Origin of the sequence: Sphingomonas sp. CFBP 8765 (assembly GCF_014841445.1) — a bacterium.
In the GTDB taxonomy this organism is placed as follows: domain Bacteria; phylum Pseudomonadota; class Alphaproteobacteria; order Sphingomonadales; family Sphingomonadaceae; genus Sphingomonas; species Sphingomonas aerolata.
On record NZ_JACYTY010000002.1, the window covers coordinates 298,899 to 314,594 of the forward strand.

17 protein-coding genes are annotated in these 15,696 nt (G+C 68.1%); 7 read left to right on the plus strand and 10 right to left on the minus strand.

Features of this window, described 5'->3' with window-relative positions:
* The first annotated feature begins 56 nt into the window (after positions 1 to 56).
* On the plus strand, positions 57 to 593 hold the full coding sequence (locus IFT87_RS05905) for a hypothetical protein (RefSeq protein WP_236701578.1): 537 nt from the start codon (positions 57 to 59) through the stop codon (positions 591 to 593).
* 50 nt (positions 594 to 643) lie between these two features.
* Here IFT87_RS05905 and ribH read toward each other — a convergent pair whose 3' ends face one another.
* The 7 genes from ribH to gltX all read right to left on the minus strand — a co-directional run bounded on the left by ribH (position 644) and on the right by gltX (position 6,460).
* Positions 644 to 1,066 (minus strand): 6,7-dimethyl-8-ribityllumazine synthase, encoded by a 423-nt coding sequence (gene ribH / locus IFT87_RS05910; protein WP_031440486.1) that lies wholly within the window; start codon positions 1,064 to 1,066, stop codon positions 644 to 646.
* Positions 1,066 to 2,229: a 3,4-dihydroxy-2-butanone-4-phosphate synthase gene (ribB, locus tag IFT87_RS05915; RefSeq protein ID WP_037531593.1), complete on the minus strand. Its 1,164-nt coding sequence runs from the start codon at positions 2,227 to 2,229 to the stop codon at positions 1,066 to 1,068. The genes ribH and ribB overlap by 1 nt, the downstream gene beginning before the upstream one ends.
* Positions 2,219 to 2,860 carry a riboflavin synthase gene (locus IFT87_RS05920; RefSeq protein ID WP_037531591.1) on the minus strand — a complete coding sequence of 214 codons (642 nt, stop codon included), beginning with the start codon at positions 2,858 to 2,860 and terminating at the stop codon, positions 2,219 to 2,221. The genes ribB and IFT87_RS05920 overlap by 11 nt, the downstream gene beginning before the upstream one ends.
* Positions 2,860 to 3,837, minus strand: coding sequence for a bifunctional diaminohydroxyphosphoribosylaminopyrimidine deaminase/5-amino-6-(5-phosphoribosylamino)uracil reductase RibD (gene ribD, locus IFT87_RS05925; RefSeq protein WP_192008167.1), 978 nt, complete (start codon positions 3,835 to 3,837; stop codon positions 2,860 to 2,862). Before ribD ends, IFT87_RS05920 begins: the two co-directional genes overlap by 1 nt.
* 2 nt (positions 3,838 to 3,839) lie before the next feature.
* Positions 3,840 to 4,187: a hypothetical protein gene (locus IFT87_RS05930; RefSeq protein ID WP_031396092.1), complete on the minus strand. Its 348-nt coding sequence runs from the start codon at positions 4,185 to 4,187 to the stop codon at positions 3,840 to 3,842.
* 103 nt (positions 4,188 to 4,290) lie between these two features.
* Complete coding sequence (locus IFT87_RS05935; protein WP_056673274.1) at positions 4,291 to 4,956, minus strand: energy transducer TonB; 666 nt, start codon at positions 4,954 to 4,956, stop codon at positions 4,291 to 4,293.
* A gap of 160 nt (positions 4,957 to 5,116) precedes the next feature.
* A complete protein-coding gene (gene gltX / locus IFT87_RS05940; RefSeq protein ID WP_037531543.1) occupies positions 5,117 to 6,460 on the minus strand; it encodes a glutamate--tRNA ligase in 1,344 nt (447 codons plus the stop codon).
* Positions 6,461 to 6,566: 106 nt separating this feature from the next.
* Here gltX and IFT87_RS05945 point away from each other — a divergent pair, with 106 nt between their 5' ends.
* Positions 6,567 to 7,505, plus strand: coding sequence for a ribose-phosphate pyrophosphokinase (locus tag IFT87_RS05945; RefSeq protein WP_031440310.1), 939 nt, complete (start codon positions 6,567 to 6,569; stop codon positions 7,503 to 7,505).
* Positions 7,506 to 7,539: 34 nt separating this feature from the next.
* Here IFT87_RS05945 and IFT87_RS05950 read toward each other — a convergent pair whose 3' ends face one another.
* Entirely contained in the window at positions 7,540 to 7,881 is a 342-nt protein-coding gene (locus IFT87_RS05950) for a PilZ domain-containing protein (protein ID WP_042466950.1), read from the minus strand.
* Positions 7,882 to 8,111: 230 nt separating this feature from the next.
* On the opposite strand from IFT87_RS05950, the gene sucC reads away from it, so the two are divergent.
* From sucC to IFT87_RS05975, 5 genes are all read left to right on the plus strand, one after another.
* Positions 8,112 to 9,314: an ADP-forming succinate--CoA ligase subunit beta gene (gene sucC / locus IFT87_RS05955; protein ID WP_031440309.1), complete on the plus strand. Its 1,203-nt coding sequence runs from the start codon at positions 8,112 to 8,114 to the stop codon at positions 9,312 to 9,314.
* Positions 9,315 to 9,545: 231 nt separating this feature from the next.
* On the plus strand, positions 9,546 to 10,292 hold the full coding sequence (locus IFT87_RS05960; protein ID WP_192007871.1) for an electron transfer flavoprotein subunit beta/FixA family protein: 747 nt from the start codon (positions 9,546 to 9,548) through the stop codon (positions 10,290 to 10,292).
* Positions 10,289 to 11,218: an electron transfer flavoprotein subunit alpha/FixB family protein gene (locus tag IFT87_RS05965; protein WP_031440307.1), complete on the plus strand. Its 930-nt coding sequence runs from the start codon at positions 10,289 to 10,291 to the stop codon at positions 11,216 to 11,218. The genes IFT87_RS05960 and IFT87_RS05965 overlap by 4 nt, the downstream gene beginning before the upstream one ends.
* A 164-nt stretch (positions 11,219 to 11,382) precedes the next feature.
* Positions 11,383 to 12,138, plus strand: a complete 756-nt coding sequence (locus tag IFT87_RS05970; protein ID WP_192007872.1) for an energy transducer TonB — start codon at positions 11,383 to 11,385, stop codon at positions 12,136 to 12,138.
* A 42-nt stretch (positions 12,139 to 12,180) separates the two neighbouring features.
* Entirely contained in the window at positions 12,181 to 13,419 is a 1,239-nt protein-coding gene (locus tag IFT87_RS05975) for a dipeptidase (protein WP_031440444.1), read from the plus strand.
* Positions 13,420 to 13,422: 3 nt separating this feature from the next.
* On the opposite strand, the gene IFT87_RS05980 is transcribed toward IFT87_RS05975, so the two are convergent.
* Entirely contained in the window at positions 13,423 to 14,697 is a 1,275-nt protein-coding gene (locus IFT87_RS05980; RefSeq protein WP_037531152.1) for an MFS transporter, read from the minus strand.
* Positions 14,669 to 15,673, minus strand: a complete 1,005-nt coding sequence (locus IFT87_RS05985; protein WP_031441774.1) for a histone deacetylase family protein — start codon at positions 15,671 to 15,673, stop codon at positions 14,669 to 14,671. The genes IFT87_RS05980 and IFT87_RS05985 overlap by 29 nt, the downstream gene beginning before the upstream one ends.
* Positions 15,674 to 15,696 lie beyond the last annotated feature (23 nt).

The following is a 15,696-nucleotide window of genomic DNA, read 5'->3' on the forward strand; positions in this document are numbered from 1 at the left end:
CATAGCAGCGCGGCTTTCGCGTCGTGCGCGGCGCACCGGTGACGACAGGACATAACATGACCGACGGCTGGGGCCCGCCGAAATCGCCCCCCAAATCCAGCCCCGCATCGGCCTGGCCGCTGAACGACCGCGGCCCCGGCCCGTTGCTGCCCGGCACCGCGGATCGCGCGGCCCGCCGCGCCGAAGAGCGTGCCCGCGAGCGGGAACAGCGCGCGCAGGACCGCCTTGCCGCGACCGATCAGCGCGCCGAAGCGCGCGCCGCGCAACGCGATGCGCTCTCGCAGGACCGTGAACGTGCGCGCGAAGCCCGCCGGGTCGAGGAAGCGCAGCGGATCCGCGCGCGCCTCGACGCGCCGCCCGCCAATGACGAGGAAGCGCTCAAGATCGCCAAGCGCCGCCGCTCGGGCGCGCGTGCGCGCAGCGGCGAGGAGACGAAGACCGAACGCGACACCCGCGGCTATACGACGATCGTCGACCCCGCCCGCATCCGCACGCTCGCCGCACGCGGCGCGTCGATCGCCGCGCTGGCCGCCGCGTTCGGAATCACTGCCGAAGAGGTCGAGGCCGCCCTGCGCGACACTCCCGAGGAATGACCAGGGCGATCGTGGGTGGATGAGGGCGGACGTCCGAACGCCTACGCATCCTACGCGACGAAGCGGTCCTTCAGCGCCAGCATCGCGAGCGCCGCCTTCGCCGCGCCGCCGCCCTTGTCGCCCTCGGTCGGGCGCGCACGCGTGAGCGCCTGCGCCTCGTTCTCGGTGGTCAGGATGCCGTTGCCGATCGGCAGGCCGTCCATCGTCAGCGCCATGATCCCGCGCGCGCTCTCGCCCGCGACGATCTCGAAATGATAGGTCTCGCCGCGGATCACGACACCCAGCGCGACATAGCCGTCATAGGTCTCGCTCTCGGCCGCCAGCGCGATCGCGCCGGGCACCTCGAGTGCGCCGGGGACGGTGATCGTCTCGTGGCTGTGCCCCGCCGCCTCGATCGCCGCGCGCGCGCCTTCGATCAGCAGGTCGTTCAGATGGTCGTAGAACCGCGCTTCGACGATCAGGATATGCGCCATCAGTTGGGAGCCTTTTCGGTGTCGAGGGGAGCGATCGGGCGTTCGCCGACGATCGACAGGCCATAGCCGTCGAGCCCGACCAGCGTGTGGTGGGTGTTGGTGATCAGCACCATGTCATGGACGCCGAGCTCGGTCAGGATCATCGCGCCGACGCCGTAGTCGCGCAGCTCTTCCATGTCCGGGGTGATCTCCGCGCCTGCCTTCTTCAGCACGGCAGAGGTGAACGCGTTGCCGCGCGGCCGGTTGATGACGACGATCACGCCCGCGCCCTCGTCGGCGATCATCTGCATCGACCGTGCCAGGATCCGGCCGCGATCGCCCGATTCGCCGAAGATGTCGGCGAAGGGCGACAGCGCATGCATCCGGACGAGCGTCGGCTTGGCGGGGTCGATCCGGCCCTTGACCAGCGCGACCTGCTCGGTGCCCGTCGCCTTGTTCCAGAAGGTCAGCGCGGTCCAGTCGCCGCCCCATTCGGACGTGAACCTGGCCTCGGCGCGCTTCTCGACCAGATGGTCGTAGCGGCGGCGATAGGCGATCAGGTCGCGGATCGTGCCGATCTTGATATTGTGGAACTGCGCGAAGGTGACGAGGTCGTCCATCCGCGCCATCGTCCCGTCCTCGTTCATGATCTCGCAGATCACGCCCGAGGGGTTCAATCCGGCCAGCCGCGCGACGTCGACCGCCGCCTCGGTATGCCCGGCGCGGATCAGCACGCCGCCGTCGCGCGCGACGAGCGGGAAGACATGGCCGGGGGTGACGATGTCCGCCTTCTGCTTGGTCGCATCGATGGCCACCGCGATCGTCCGCGCGCGATCCGCCGCCGAGATGCCCGTCGTCACGCCTTCGAGCGCCTCGATCGACACGGTGAACGCGGTCTCGTGCCGCGTGCCGTTGTTGCGGCTCATCAGCTCGAGCCCAAGTTCCTCTGTCCGTGCTCGGGTCAGCGCGAGGCAGATCAGCCCGCGACCGAACTTCGCCATGAAGTTGATCTTCTCGGGCGTCGCCATCTGCGCGGGGATGACCAGGTCGCCCTCATTCTCGCGGTCCTCGTCATCGACCAGGATGAACATCCGGCCGTTGCGCGCCTCGTCGATGATCTCTTCGGGGCTCGACAGATATCCATGCTTCAGGCGCCCGAGTTCGGCGCTGCGTTCAGCCGGCATTGACACGGTAATGCTCCATCCGTTGGAGATAGCGGGCAAGGACGTCGATCTCGATATTGACCGTCCGGTCCGTCTCGATCGTCCCGAGCGTGGTCACGCCCCAGGTATGCGGGATGATGTTCAGGCCGAACTCAACCGCCTTCTTCCCATCAGGGCCGTCGACATCGCGGACGGTGTTGACGGTCAGCGACACGCCGTCGATCGTGACCGATCCCTTGGCGGCGATGAACGGCGCGATGTCCGCGCCGGCGCGGACGGTGACGCGGTGCGATCCGCCCTCCTCGACCACCGACACGACCGTCCCGAGCCCGTCGACATGGCCGGTGACGATATGCCCGCCCAGCTCCTCGCCAAGCTTCATCGCGCGTTCGAGATTGAGCGGGCGACCTTGCGTCCACTGGTCGCGCGCGGTGCGGCTGATCGTCTCGCCCGAGACGTCGACCGCGAACCAGTGCGGCCCGTCGCCGCCCGCGGACTTGTCGACCACGGTCAGGCAGACGCCCGAACACGCGATCGACGCGCCCAGGTCGATCGTGGCGGGATCATAGGCGGTCGCGATGACCACGCGTGTGTCGCCCTGTTGCGCCACGCTGGTGATTGTGCCGATGTCGGTGACGATTCCGGTAAACATTATCCCTCGTTTCGCTCGCGCTCGTAGACCTCGACTCGGTCGCTGCCAAGTTGCCGTGAATCGACGATCGACCAGCGTCCATGCGCGCTGGAAAGATCGCCGAGACCAATGTCGCCAATGGAATGCCGGCCGTTCCCGATAAGAATCGGCGCGCGGTACAGCAGCAGCCGATCGACCAGGTCCGCGGCAAGGAACGCCGACGCTACGGCCGCGCCGCCCTCGACCAGCAGATGGTCGCCGGGCAGGGCCGCAATATCCTGCGGATCGGCGATGACGTGCCATCCCGCGTCCGCATCGGGCGCTGTCCGCGACAGCAGCACGCGGCGCGGTGCCCGCGATTCGAGCCCGGCCAGCCGCACGTCGAGTCGCGGCGTATCCGCCTCGAACGTCCCGCGCCCGACCAGAATCGACTCGTGCCGACTCCGTTCGAGATGCGCATGCGCGCGCGCCTGTGGCCCGGTGATCCAGCGGCTTGACCCGTCCGCCATCGCGATACAGCCGTCGAGCGAGGTCGCAAGCTTCAGCGTGACATGCGGCTGACCGCGAGCGAGTCGTGTAAGGAACCCCGCCATCGACCGTCGCGCCTCGACGGCGCGCACACCCGTCTCGACGCGGATCCCGGCGTCGCGCAACCGCGCCAACCCGCGCCCTGCGGTTCGCGGATCGGGATCCTGCAACGCCGCGACGACCCGCGCCACGCCCGCCGCGATCAACAGGTCGCTGCATGCCGGCCCGCGCAGCGATTCATGCGCGCAGGGTTCGAGCGTCACATAGGCCGTGGCTCCCCGCGCCTTCGCGCCCGCCTGCGCCAGTGCCATCGCCTCGGCATGCGGCCGACCGCCTGCTTGCGTCCAGCCGCGCCCGACGACGCGCCCGTCCGAGACGATCACGCAGCCGACACAAGGGTTGGGTGCCGTCCGCCCACGTCCCCGCGCAGCTAGCGCCAGCGCTGCCCCGACAAACCGGCCGGATTCGATGGTCAGATCCCCAGCGCCTTCAGCTTGTCGTCCATCCGCTTGAACGACGCGCGGGTTTCCTCCTCGCGCTTCTTCTGCTCAGCCAGGCGCGCGGCCTTGATCGGCGCGTCGATCTTCTGCTGCGCGACGATCTGCGCATCGGTGCGATCCGCGGGCCATTGCTCGACATAGACGATGTTCGGCCGATACTCGCGCTCGGCATAGCTGTCCTTCGAGAAGGCGTAGATCAGGAAGCCCGTGACGAGCATCGCCAGCGCAAGAAAGCCAAGCTCGTACGGCTGCCGGCCCCGGAGGAACAGGCGGAGGTCGCGATAGGCGCGGACCGGCGAGAAACGACTGAAAGAGCCCATCGCGCAAAGATAGGCATGCAGGCCCCCCAAGGCCAGTACCTTGGGCGACGACCCGGGGGGCCGACCTGCAGGCCCATCCTTGCGGCGGGTCGTCGCCCGCGGCTCAGTTTTCCAGCACGAACGACAGGTTCATCGTCTTCCACGCTTCGACCGCGACCCCGTCGCGCGTCGCTGGCCTGAACCGCCACTTCGTCAGCGCCCGGTCCAGCGTCGCGCGATAAAAGGCGTCGCTGGTGGCGGTGACCCGCTCGACCTGTTTCACGCGCCCGTCCGCACCGATCAGCACGCGCAGGACGACTCGCCCCTCGCGCCCGGCCCGGCGTTCCTCGGACGGATAACCCGGCTGGAAATCCGCGGCATAGCGCGGGTCGATGCCCGGCTGGACGAACAGGGGCGACGGCTTGGGCGGATCGACCGCCACGCTGCCTGTGCCCGTGCCGACGACGTCGATCGGCGGGTTGAAGGGCAGCGGGTCGGGCACAACCTCGAACCCCTCGGTGGCCGGCGTCGGCACCTGCCGGACCGGTGCATCGGGCCGCGGCGCTGGGCGCGGCTGCTGGCGGACCAGCGGATCGGCGGGCGGCACCGGCGTGGGCGGCGGCGGGGTGTGCGGGATATAGATTGTGAGTGGCGGGTCGGGCGGCGTGAACGGCACCAGTTCCGGTGCTGCAAAGAACAACGCCCCGATCACCACGCCGTTGATCGCCAGCGCGACGCCCAGGCTTCCGGGGTTCAATCCGCCCGTCCGGCTCATTCTGTCCGCGTACATCCGTCCGTCTCCTTCGCATCTCCTCGAGGATGGCGGCGCGATCGATACCGCCACGTGAAATGGTACATCATTACATGCGCCGCGCAAGCGCGATCGGAACCGTTTTGCACGCCGTCGGATCAGGGGCGGTCAGCGGGGTTTCAGCCCGCTCGTTCAAGCCTCAGCCGGCGCGTGCCGCCGCGAGGCGCGCCAGTGCCCGCTCGCGCCCGATCAGCGGCAGCAGTGCGGCCATGTCGGGCCCGTGATCGCGTCCGGTCAGCGCGCGGCGCAGCGGCAGGAACAGCGCCTTGCCCTTGCGCCCGGTCTCCGCCTTCAACCGGCTCGTCAGTGCATGCCAGGGGTCACTTGCCCAGTCGATCGCCGCGGACGCGGCCAGCGCCTGGTCGAGATACGTCGCATCCTCGTCCCCGCCGACGGGTTTGACCGCGACCGGCCCCTCGATCACCTGCCACCAGTCGGCGGCATCGGCGAGCGTCATTAGGTTCGGACGTACCGCCTCCCATGCGGCCTCGCTCATGCCCTCGGGCAGGCGGTCGGCGACGTCGGCAAAGGGCAGCGCATGCACGATCCGCGCATTCAGCTGCGCCAGTTCGCCCTCGTCGAACCGCGCCGGCGCGCGGCCGAACCGGGCGAAGTCGAACGTCGCGATCAGCGGCGCAGCGTCGGCGATCGGCTCGACCGGATCGCTCGTCCCGATCCGCGCGAGCAGCGCGCGCACCGCCTGCGGCTCGATCCCTACCTCGCGGAAATGATCCGCGCCGAGCGAGCCCAGCCGCTTGGACAATTTCCCTTCCGCCCCGGTCAGCAACGCTTCGTGCGCGAACTGCGGCGCGGGCACACCGAGCGCTGCGAACATCTGCAGCTGCAGTGCGGTGTTCGACACATGATCCTCGCCGCGCACGACATGAGTCACGCCCATATCGGCATCGTCGATCGCGGACGGCAGCATGTACAGCCACGACCCGTCCGCGCGCCGGATCACCGGGTCGCTCATCGTCCGCGCCTCGAAATGCTGCTCGCCGCGGATCAGGTCGGTCCACGCGATCGGCGTGTCGTGATCGAGCTTGAATCGCCAGTGCGGCGCCACCCCGTCGCGCTCGAACACCGCGCGCTGCGCGTCGGTGAGAGCCAGCGCCGCGCGATCATAGATCGGCGGCAACCCGCGCCCCGCCTGAATCTTGCGCTTGAGGTCGAGCTCCTGCGCGCTCTCATACGCCGGATAGATATCGCCGCTTTCGACCAGCGCCGCGAACCGCCCCTCGTACAGCGCGAACCGCGCCGACTGGCGTTCCTCGCCATCGGGCGTCATCCCCAGCCAGTCGAGATCGCTACGGATCGCGTCGACGAACCGCTCCTCGCTCCGTGCCGCATCGGTGTCGTCGATCCGCAGCAGGAAGCGTCCGCCCTGCGCGCGCGCAAACATCCAGTTGTGGAGCGCCGTGCGGATGTTGCCGACGTGCAGCCGGCCGGTGGGCGAGGGGGCGAAACGGGTTATGACGGTCATGCCCTGCGCTGTACGAAGCGGGGCGCCCCCCGGCAAACCCCTTCGCCCCTTTCCCCATTGAAACACCGGGACTAAGGGGCGTGCGACAGGGCGTGGAGCGATTTTGATGAAATTGATGACCGGCAATTCGAACCTGCCTCTGGCGCAGGAGATCGCCGCCTATCTCGAGACTCCGTTGACCGATGTCAGCGTCCGCCGCTTCGCTGACGAGGAAGTGTTCGTCGAGATCAACGAGAATGTCCGCGGCGAGGACGTGTTCGTGATCCAGTCGACCGGCTTTCCGGCGAACGACAACCTCATGGAATTGCTCATCATGATCGACGCGCTGAAGCGCGCGTCGGCACGCCGCATCACCGCGGTCATCCCCTATATGGGTTATGCCCGCCAGGACCGGAAACCCGGCCCGCGCACGCCGATCTCGGCCAAGCTCGTCGCCAACCTCATCACCGTCGCGGGCGCCAACCGCGTCCTCTCGGTCGATCTCCATGCCGGGCAGATCCAGGGCTTCTTCGATATCCCGACCGACAATCTCTATGCGGCGCCGGTCATGTCCGCGGATATCCTTGCGCGGTTCAAGGGCAAGAACCTGATGGTCGTCTCCCCCGACGTCGGCGGCGTGGTGCGTGCGCGCGTGCTCGCCAAGCGGCTCAACAACGCGCCGCTCGCGATCGTCGACAAGCGTCGCGAGCGCGCCGGCGAATCGGAGGTGATGAACATCATCGGCGAGGTCGAGGGCCGCTTCTGCATCCTGGTCGACGACATCGTCGATTCGGCGGGCACGCTGTGCAATGCGGCGGCCGCGCTGATGGAGGCAGGCGCCGAGGGCGTCGTCGCCTATGTCACGCACGGCGTGCTGTCGGGCGGCGCGGTCGCGCGGGTCGAGGGCTCAGAGCTGCGCGAGCTCGTCATCACCGATTCAATCGGCAATCATGACGTGATCAAGGGCGCGCATGGCAAGATCCGCCACCTGCAGATCGCTCCGCTGCTCGGCGAGGCGATCAAGCGGATCGCGGATGAAACGAGCGTCTCGAGCCTGTTCGACTGACGCGCCGCTGTCGGATCGTGGTGCGGTCGCCGGGTTACCGCTGCGACAGCGCCACGATGTGATCGAACACCGCGGGGTGCAGCGGCTTGGCGAAGGCGCAGCCATATTTGAACTTGTCGCGCCACGCGACCACCGCCTCGAGCGCGGCGAGGCCGGGCAATGTCAGCCACACGACCGTCCCCGGCCAGAGCGTGAAGCTGGTCTCGGCCCGGAACCCCGACAGTGAGAGGTCGGTCACTTCGATCTCGAACCGCGTCTGGCCGCGGTCGCGCAGGTGCGCACGCATCCTGACGGATTTGCGCAACGCCCGGCGCAACTCTCCACCGGGCTCTTCACCGGTCCGAGTCTCAGGCGAGTCGTAGGCGGGGTCTGTCATGGTTCAACTCTGGCACGAAAAGGGTTACTTTTCCGCAAATGTTTGTGATCCGGCAGGCGTTTCGATCCGCTGCGGCGCGCATCCCTAAAATGGCCAAAAATCAGCGATCCCCTCGCTCTATTGCGAACGAGACGCAAGTGCAAATGCCTTAAGGGTGGATTTGCGGCGCGCCCTGTGCTTTACGCGCTGGCAATTCCCGAGTTTCCTAAAAATTGCGTGGAGCCTTCCCGATGAACATCCATGAATACCAGGCCAAGGAACTGCTGGCCAAGTTCGGCGTCCCCGTCCCCGCCGGTTTCGCGGCGCTGACCGTCGAGGAAGCCGTCGAGGCCTCGAAGAAGCTCCCCGGACCGCTCTATGTCGTGAAGGCGCAGATCCACGCCGGCGGCCGCGGCAAGGGCAAGTTCGTCGAGCTCGGCCCCGACGCCAAGGGCGGCGTCCGCCTCGCCAAGACCGAGGACGAGGTTCGCGCGGCCGCGACCGACATGCTCGGCAACACGCTCGTCACCATCCAGACGGGTGACGCGGGCAAGCAGGTCAACCGCCTGTACGTCACCGACGGCGTCGACATCGACAAGGAATTCTACCTCGCGCTGACGCTCAACCGCACCACCGGCCGGGTGATGATGGTGGCCTCAACCGAAGGCGGCATGGACATCGAGGCGGTCGCGCATGACACGCCCGAGAAGATCCAGTCGATCGACATCGACCAGGCGACCGGCTTCATGCCGCATCACGGCCGCGCCGTTGCCGCAGCACTCGAACTGACCGGCGATCTCGCCAAGCAGGCCGCGAACACCGCGTCGAAGCTGTATGACGCGTTCATGGGCACCGATGCCGAGCAGATCGAGATCAACCCGCTCGCGGTGACCAACGACGGCAAGCTGATGGTGCTCGACGCGAAGGTCGCGTTCGACGGCAACGCGCTGTTCCGCCACAAGGACCTGCTGCAGCTGCGCGACGAGACCGAGGAAGATCCCGCCGAGCTCGAGGCGTCGAAGTACGACCTCGCCTATATCAAGCTCGACGGCGACATCGGCTGCATGGTCAACGGCGCCGGCCTCGCCATGGCGACGATGGACATCATCAAGCTCAACGGCATGTTCCCGGCCAACTTCCTCGACGTCGGCGGCGGCGCCAACAAGGAGAAGGTGACCGCGGCGTTCAAGATCATCCTCGCGGATCCGAACGTGAAGGGCATCCTCGTCAACATCTTCGGCGGCATCATGAAGTGCGACATCATCGCCGACGGCATCGTCGCGGCGGCGAAGGAAGTGAACCTGTCGGTCCCGCTGGTCGTCCGCCTCGAGGGCACGAATGTCGAGAAGGGCAAGGAGATCCTCGCGAACTCCGGCCTGGCAATCGTCCCCGCGAACGACCTTGGCGACGCCGCCAAGAAGATCGTCGCAGAGGTGCAGAAGGTCGCGGCGTAAACGCTGTCGGCCTCGCATACTGACTTCGCGAAAAACGGGGCTCGGACGGAAACGTCCGGGCCCTTTTTCGTTGGTATCGCAGCCGGTCCGACGGGGCGGTCGTCGTGACGCTACGGTATCCGATGTTTCCGTACCGCACTTGCGAAAACGACGCGAAACCGCCATCTGTCGCACCAACGCAGCCGGTAACCGGCGGGCGAAACGAACATATTCACCTTGGAAGGAATCCCGATGAAGGTGCTGGTGCCGGTCAAGCGTGTGCTTGACTACAACGTGAAGCCTCGCGTGAAGGCGGACGGAACGGGCGTCGATCTGGCGAACGTCAAGATGAGCATGAACCCGTTCGACGAGATCGCGGTCGAGGAAGCGATCCGCCTGAAGGACAAGGGCGTGACCGAGATCGTCGTCGTGTCGATCGGCGAGCAGAAGAGCCAGGAAACGCTGCGCACCGCGCTCGCCATGGGCGCCGACCGCGCGATCCTCGTCCTCAGCGAGACCAAGGTCGAGCCATTGGGCGTCGCCAAGATCCTCGCCAAGATCGTCAAGGAAGAACAGCCCGACCTCGTCATCCTCGGCAAGCAGGCGATCGACGACGACAACAACCAGACCGGGCAGATGCTCGCCGGCCTCCTCAACTGGGGCCAGGGCACGTTCGCGTCGAAGGTCGAGATCGCCGACGACTCGGTCCATGTGACGCGCGAAGTTGATGGCGGTGCGGAGACGGACACGCTCAAGCTGCCCGCGATCATCACCACCGATCTTCGCCTCAACGAGCCGCGCTATGCGTCGCTGCCGAACATCATGAAGGCCAAGTCGAAGCCGATGGCGACCAAGGCGCCGGCCGACTTCGGTGTCGACGTGACGCCGCGGCTGACCACGCTGAAGGTCGTCGAGCCCGCCAAGCGCTCGGCGGGGATCAAGGTCGCTGACGTCGATGAGCTCGTCGGCAAACTCAAGACGATGGGAGTCGCAAAGTGAAGACGCTCGTTTGGGTCGAACATGACGGTCAGGTCGTCAAGGACGCCACGCTTTCCGCGGTCACTGCCGCGAGCAAGCTCGGAGAAGTCCATCTGCTGGTCGCAGGGCAGGGGGTCGACGCCGTCGCCGCCGCCGCTGCGAAGATCGCCGGCGTCGGCAAGGTGCACGTCGCCGATGACGCGGCGTTCGCGCACGCGCTCGCCGAAAACGTCGCGCCACTGATCGTCGAGCTAATGGGGCATCACGACGCGTTCGTCGCGCCGTCGACCACGCACGGCAAGAATATCGCGCCGCGCGTCGCAGCCCTGCTCGACGTCATGCAGATCAGCGACATCCTCTCGGTCGAGAGCGACGACACGTTCACGCGCCCGATCTATGCGGGCAACGCGATCGCCACCGTCCAGTCGTCGGACGCGAAGAAGGTCATCACCGTCCGTGGCACCGCGTTCGAAAAGGCCGCCACCGAAGGCGGCTCGGGCGAGATCGAGGCGGTCGCCTCGACCGGCGACAAGGGTCTGTCGACCTTTGCCGGCGCGGAGATCGCCAAGAACGAGCGTCCCGAACTGACCAGCGCGAAGGTCATCGTTTCGGGCGGCCGTGCGCTGGCCTCGAGCGACCAGTTCCACGCGCTGATCGATCCGCTCGCGGACAAGCTGGGCGCGGGCGTCGGTGCAAGCCGCGCCGCGGTCGATGCGGGCTATGCCCCGAACGACTATCAGGTCGGCCAGACGGGCAAGATCGTCGCCCCCGAAGTCTATGTCGCAGTCGGCATCTCGGGCGCGATCCAGCACCTCGCGGGCATGAAGGATTCGAAGACGATCATCGCGATCAACAAGGACGAGGACGCGCCGATCTTCCAGGTCGCGGACATCGGCCTGGTCGGCGATCTGTTCAAGATCGTCCCCGAACTGACCGAAAAGCTCTAACCCGCAAAGCCTCCCCCGGCAGGGGGAGGTGGCAGGCATAGCCTGACGGAGGGGGAGGATAGACGGACCCATATTGCCCGTCCTCCTCCCCACCCACCAACCCCCCGGACAGCGCCGCGGCCCGAACGCTTGCCGCCCCGCGCCATCCTCCCCAGATATCAGTCATGTACGGCGTCCAACCCCATCCGCGCGACCGGCTCCTGTCCGCCGCCGGCGCCGCTGCCCTGTGTGCAGCACTGGGCTATGCGCTGATCCTCGGCCTCGGCGTCAGCCTCCCGTCGGCGATCCCCGACGCGCTCAAGACCTTCGCGGTCGGGCCGCCGCCCCCGCCGCCGCCGCTGGAAAAAGTCGTGCCCCGCCCGGCGAAGAGCCACCGGCCCGAAGGTGCCGCATCACCCGCCAATCTCCGGTCGAAGGCGACCGAGCTCGTCGCCCCGATCCCGATCGTCCCGCCCGTCATCCCGCCGCCGATCGTCGCCGCGCTCAAGCCCGGCGTCGGCAGTGCGGCGACGACCGGCGCCGCGCCGGTCCCGGGGCCCGGCACTGGCGCGGGCGGTGAGGGCGACGGTACCGGCAGCGGCCGCTATGGCGACGGCGACGGCGATGGCGGTGACGAGAGCCCGCCGCGGCTGTTGAAGGGGCGGTTCAGGAACAGGGACTTCCCCAATGCGGAGGCGATCATCGGCGCGGGCGGCGTGGTCGGTGTCCGCTACACCGTCGAGACAACCGGCCGCGTCACCGGGTGCAGCATCACGCGTTCGAGCGGCAATGCGGTGCTCGACGCGACCACCTGCCGGCTGATCGAACTGCGCTATCGCTACCGGCCCTGGCTCGACGCCGCGGGGCGCCCGGTCCGCTCGACCGTCGTCCACAATCAGGAATGGGTCAACGAACTCGGCCCCCCCGAGGACGACGACTGATCCCCTTGCCGCCGTGCGATGCGGCGGGCACGATGGCGCGGCATGATCACCGCCCTGCTCCTGATCGCCGCGCAGGCAAGCGTGGCGCCGGTCGCCCCCGACCCCCGCGTCGCGGCACGTGTCGACCGGGTGCTCAGGAAGACCCCGGTCATCGACGGCCATAACGACCTCGCCTGGGAAATCCGCGACGTACACGGCGCGAAGGTCGAATCGCTCGATCTCGCTGCGGACACACGCCCGCTCCAGACGGACATTCCCCGCTTGCGCAAGGGCCGTGTCGGCGCACAATTCTGGTCGGTGTGGATCCCCGCAGATATGACCGGCCCGCGCGCGGTCGAGATGACGCTCGAACAGATCGACATCGTCCGCCGATTCGTCGCCGCCAACCCCGCCGCGCTCGAACGCGCGACCAGCGCCGCCGATATCCGTCGGATCGAGAAGGCGGGGCGGATCGCGTCGCTGATCGGGGTCGAGGGCGGGCACCAGATCGACGGGCGCCTCTCCGTGCTGCGCCAGTACCGCGCGCTCGGCGTCGGTTACATGACGCTGACGCACGGCAAGAGCCTGAACTGGGCGGACAGTTCGACCGATGCGCCGCGGGCGAACGGGCTCACCGATTTCGGCCGCGCGGTCGTCGCCGAGATGAACCGGATCGGCATGATCGTCGATGTCAGCCACGTCTCCGACGCGACGATGCGCGCGGTCCTTGCCGCGGCCAAGGCGCCGGTGATGGCCTCGCATTCCAGCGCCCGCGCGCTGACCGATGCACCGCGCGACATTCCCGACGACCTGCTTGCCGCAATCGGCGCAAACGGCGGGATCGTCATGGTCAATTTCTATCCCGCCTTCGTCTCGACCGCGTGGCGGGCCTGGGATGCCGACCGGACCGCCTTAGCCAAGACTGCAGGCGTGCCCGCCAACGTCTATGGCGCGCGTTCGCCTGCGCCGCTGGTCGCCTGGGACCGGGACCATCCCGAACCGCGTGTCACCGCCGCGACCGTTGCGGATCATGTCGAGCATATCGCGCGGGTGGCTGGCCGCGATCATGTTGGCCTCGGTGGCGATTATGACGGGATCAACGGCACCGGGCCCGAGGGGATGACCGGCGTCGACGGCTATCCGCTGCTGTTCGCCGAACTCGCGCGCCGCGGCTGGAGCGATGCCGACATGGCCAGGCTCGCCGGCGGCAACATGCTGCGCGTCATGGATGCCACAGACGCGGTCGCGCGGTCGCTGTCGGAACTGCCACCGGGCGACGCGATCGATATCGCCTCGCGCTGAGGTTCAGGGCACCGGCATCCGCGGCGTTGCCACCGGCTCGACCCGCAATGGTGGCACCGCGCGCAGCCTCAGCCCGATCGCCAGTGCCGCACCGCCGACGACCAGGCAAAAGTCCGTCACGCCGGGCCAGCCGGCATGCGTCCACGCGAACCCGCCCGCGGAGCCCAGCACGCTCGACCCCATATAATAGAAGAACAGGTAGAACGCCGCCGCCTGCCCGCGCGCGCCACCGCCCGCGACATTCTGCGCGCGTCGCCCGACCCAGGCGCTCGCGATCGAATGCGCGCCGAAGAAGCCGATCGTCACCACCGCGATCCCGGCGATCACCAGCACCAGCGGCTGCATCGCGGTCAGCGCGACGCCCGCGATCAGCACCACCACCGGCACCCAGAAGATCGTCCGCCGCCCCAGCCGCCCGGCGAGCGTCCCGAACCGCGCCGAGCTGATCGACCCCAGCACATAAAGCAGGAACACCGCGCCCACCGCCGACTGGCTGAGCCCGTAGGGCGGCCCCATCAGCCGGAATCCCGCATAATTATAGATGGTGACGAACACCCCCATCAGCAGGAACGCCTCGAGATACAGGAGCGGCATCGCCCGGTCGGCGAACAGCGCGCGCGCATCGCGGACGAGGGCGGCGGGTCGTCCACCGCTCGGTGTGAAGTTGCGCGACGGCGGGGCGAGCCGGCGAAACGCTTCGGCCATCGCCAGCCCCGCGACCCCGACCGCGGCGATCGCGAACCGCCAGCCGCCGAAATCGGCGACCAGGCTCGCGACCAGCCGCCCACCCATCCCGCCGATCGCGCTGCCCGCGATATACAGCCCCATCGCACCCCCGACCGAGGCCGAATCGACCTCCTCGGCGACATAGGCCATCGCCACCGCCGGCACCCCCGCGAGCGCGAGCCCCGTCAGGAACCGCAGCACGAGCAATCCGCTCCACCCCGACACCAAGGCGGTCGCCAGCGTCAGCGCACCCGCCGCGAACATCGCCGCGATCATCAGCGGCCGCCGCCCGAGCCGGTCGGACACGGCCCCTGCGAACAGGATCCCGATCGCGAGCGGCCCGGTTGCCAGCGAGACCGCGAGCGACGCCGCCTCCGCGCTGAGCCCGAACTGCGCGGCGAACGACGGCAGCAGGGGTTGCACCGAATAGAGTAGTGAGAAGGTCGAGAACCCCGCGAACAACATCGCCAGCGTCAGCCCGCGATAGGCCGGCGTCCCCGCCGCGATACCCGTCCCTGAAATGTCAGAATCCCCGCAGGAAGCTGTCGACATTGTGGCCGAGCGCATCGACCGCATAGCCGCCCTCCATGACGATCGCAGTCGGCCAGCCGCGCGCCGCGATATCGCGCGCCAGCACCGCATAATCGGGCGTGGTCAGCGCGAAATGCGAGATCGGATCCCCCTCCCACGTATCCGCGCCGAAGCTGACGACGAGCAGACCCGGATCGAACGTCGCGATCGCGTCGAGCGCGGTCGTCTGCGCCGTGCGAAACGCGTCGATCGTTGTGCCGTGGGGCAAAGGCAGGTTGAGCGTCGCGCCCAGACCGTCGCCGTCCCCCGTCTCGTCCGCATGCCCCCAGAAGAAGGGATAGTCGGTCCGCGGATCGGCATGGACCGAAGCGTAGAACACATCGCTGCGGTCGTAGAAGATGTCCTGCGTGCCGTTGCCGTGATGATAGTCGATGTCGAGGATCGCGACGCGCGCGACACCCGCGTCGCGTGCCGCCTGCGCCGCGATCGCCGCGGTGTTGAGATGGCAATAGCCGCCGCAATAGTCCGCGCCCGCATGATGGCCGGGCGGCCGGCACAGCGCGAACGCCGCGCGGTCGCCCTCCAGCACCGCGTGCGTCGCGGCCAGCGCCGACTGCGCGCTGCCATAGGAGGCGGTCCAGCTGTCGGGGGTGATCGGCGTCGTTGCGTCAAAGCTGTGCGCGCCGATCAGCGCATCGATCCGCGTCAGGTCGAGCGGCCGCCGCGCGCGGATCGGAAACGCATAGGGTATCGCATCCCCCGTCCGCCCCGCCTCGCGCCACAACCGCGCCGCGTCTTTCAGGAACGCGACATAGGCCGCCGAATGCACCGCGAGGATCGGCGCCTCGCCGCGATCCGCCGGCGTTTCGACCGGCCCCAGCGCCGCCAGGATCGCATCGACCCGCGCGGGCATCTCCGCATAGGTCGTGAAGCCGCCATTGTGCAGCTCCTGCGTCGGCGCATGCGCCCGCTGCCGGTCGTCGAAGAACATGCGCATCGGGTATACCCTCGTAAGGAGTG

Excerpts from the sequence above, each read along its gene's own strand:
- IFT87_RS05905 (WP_236701578.1), top strand. The coding sequence starts at position 57 with ATGACCGACGGCTGGGGCCCGCCGAAATCGCCCCCCAAATCCAGCCCC.
- ribH (WP_031440486.1), bottom strand. The coding sequence starts at position 1,066 with ATGGCGCATATCCTGATCGTCGAAGCGCGGTTCTACGACCATCTGAAC.
- ribB (WP_037531593.1), bottom strand. The coding sequence starts at position 2,229 with ATGCCGGCTGAACGCAGCGCCGAACTCGGGCGCCTGAAGCATGGATAT.
- IFT87_RS05920 (WP_037531591.1), bottom strand. The coding sequence starts at position 2,860 with ATGTTTACCGGAATCGTCACCGACATCGGCACAATCACCAGCGTGGCG.
- IFT87_RS05930 (WP_031396092.1), bottom strand. The coding sequence starts at position 4,187 with ATGGGCTCTTTCAGTCGTTTCTCGCCGGTCCGCGCCTATCGCGACCTC.
- IFT87_RS05935 (WP_056673274.1), bottom strand. The coding sequence starts at position 4,956 with ATGTACGCGGACAGAATGAGCCGGACGGGCGGATTGAACCCCGGAAGC.
- gltX (WP_037531543.1), bottom strand. The coding sequence starts at position 6,460 with ATGACCGTCATAACCCGTTTCGCCCCCTCGCCCACCGGCCGGCTGCAC.
- IFT87_RS05945 (WP_031440310.1), top strand. The coding sequence starts at position 6,567 with ATGAAATTGATGACCGGCAATTCGAACCTGCCTCTGGCGCAGGAGATC.
- IFT87_RS05950 (WP_042466950.1), bottom strand. The coding sequence starts at position 7,881 with ATGACAGACCCCGCCTACGACTCGCCTGAGACTCGGACCGGTGAAGAG.
- sucC (WP_031440309.1), top strand. The coding sequence starts at position 8,112 with ATGAACATCCATGAATACCAGGCCAAGGAACTGCTGGCCAAGTTCGGC.
- IFT87_RS05960 (WP_192007871.1), top strand. The coding sequence starts at position 9,546 with ATGAAGGTGCTGGTGCCGGTCAAGCGTGTGCTTGACTACAACGTGAAG.
- IFT87_RS05970 (WP_192007872.1), top strand. The coding sequence starts at position 11,383 with ATGTACGGCGTCCAACCCCATCCGCGCGACCGGCTCCTGTCCGCCGCC.
- IFT87_RS05975 (WP_031440444.1), top strand. The coding sequence starts at position 12,181 with ATGATCACCGCCCTGCTCCTGATCGCCGCGCAGGCAAGCGTGGCGCCG.
- IFT87_RS05980 (WP_037531152.1), bottom strand. The coding sequence starts at position 14,697 with ATGTCGACAGCTTCCTGCGGGGATTCTGACATTTCAGGGACGGGTATC.
- IFT87_RS05985 (WP_031441774.1), bottom strand. The coding sequence starts at position 15,673 with ATGCGCATGTTCTTCGACGACCGGCAGCGGGCGCATGCGCCGACGCAG.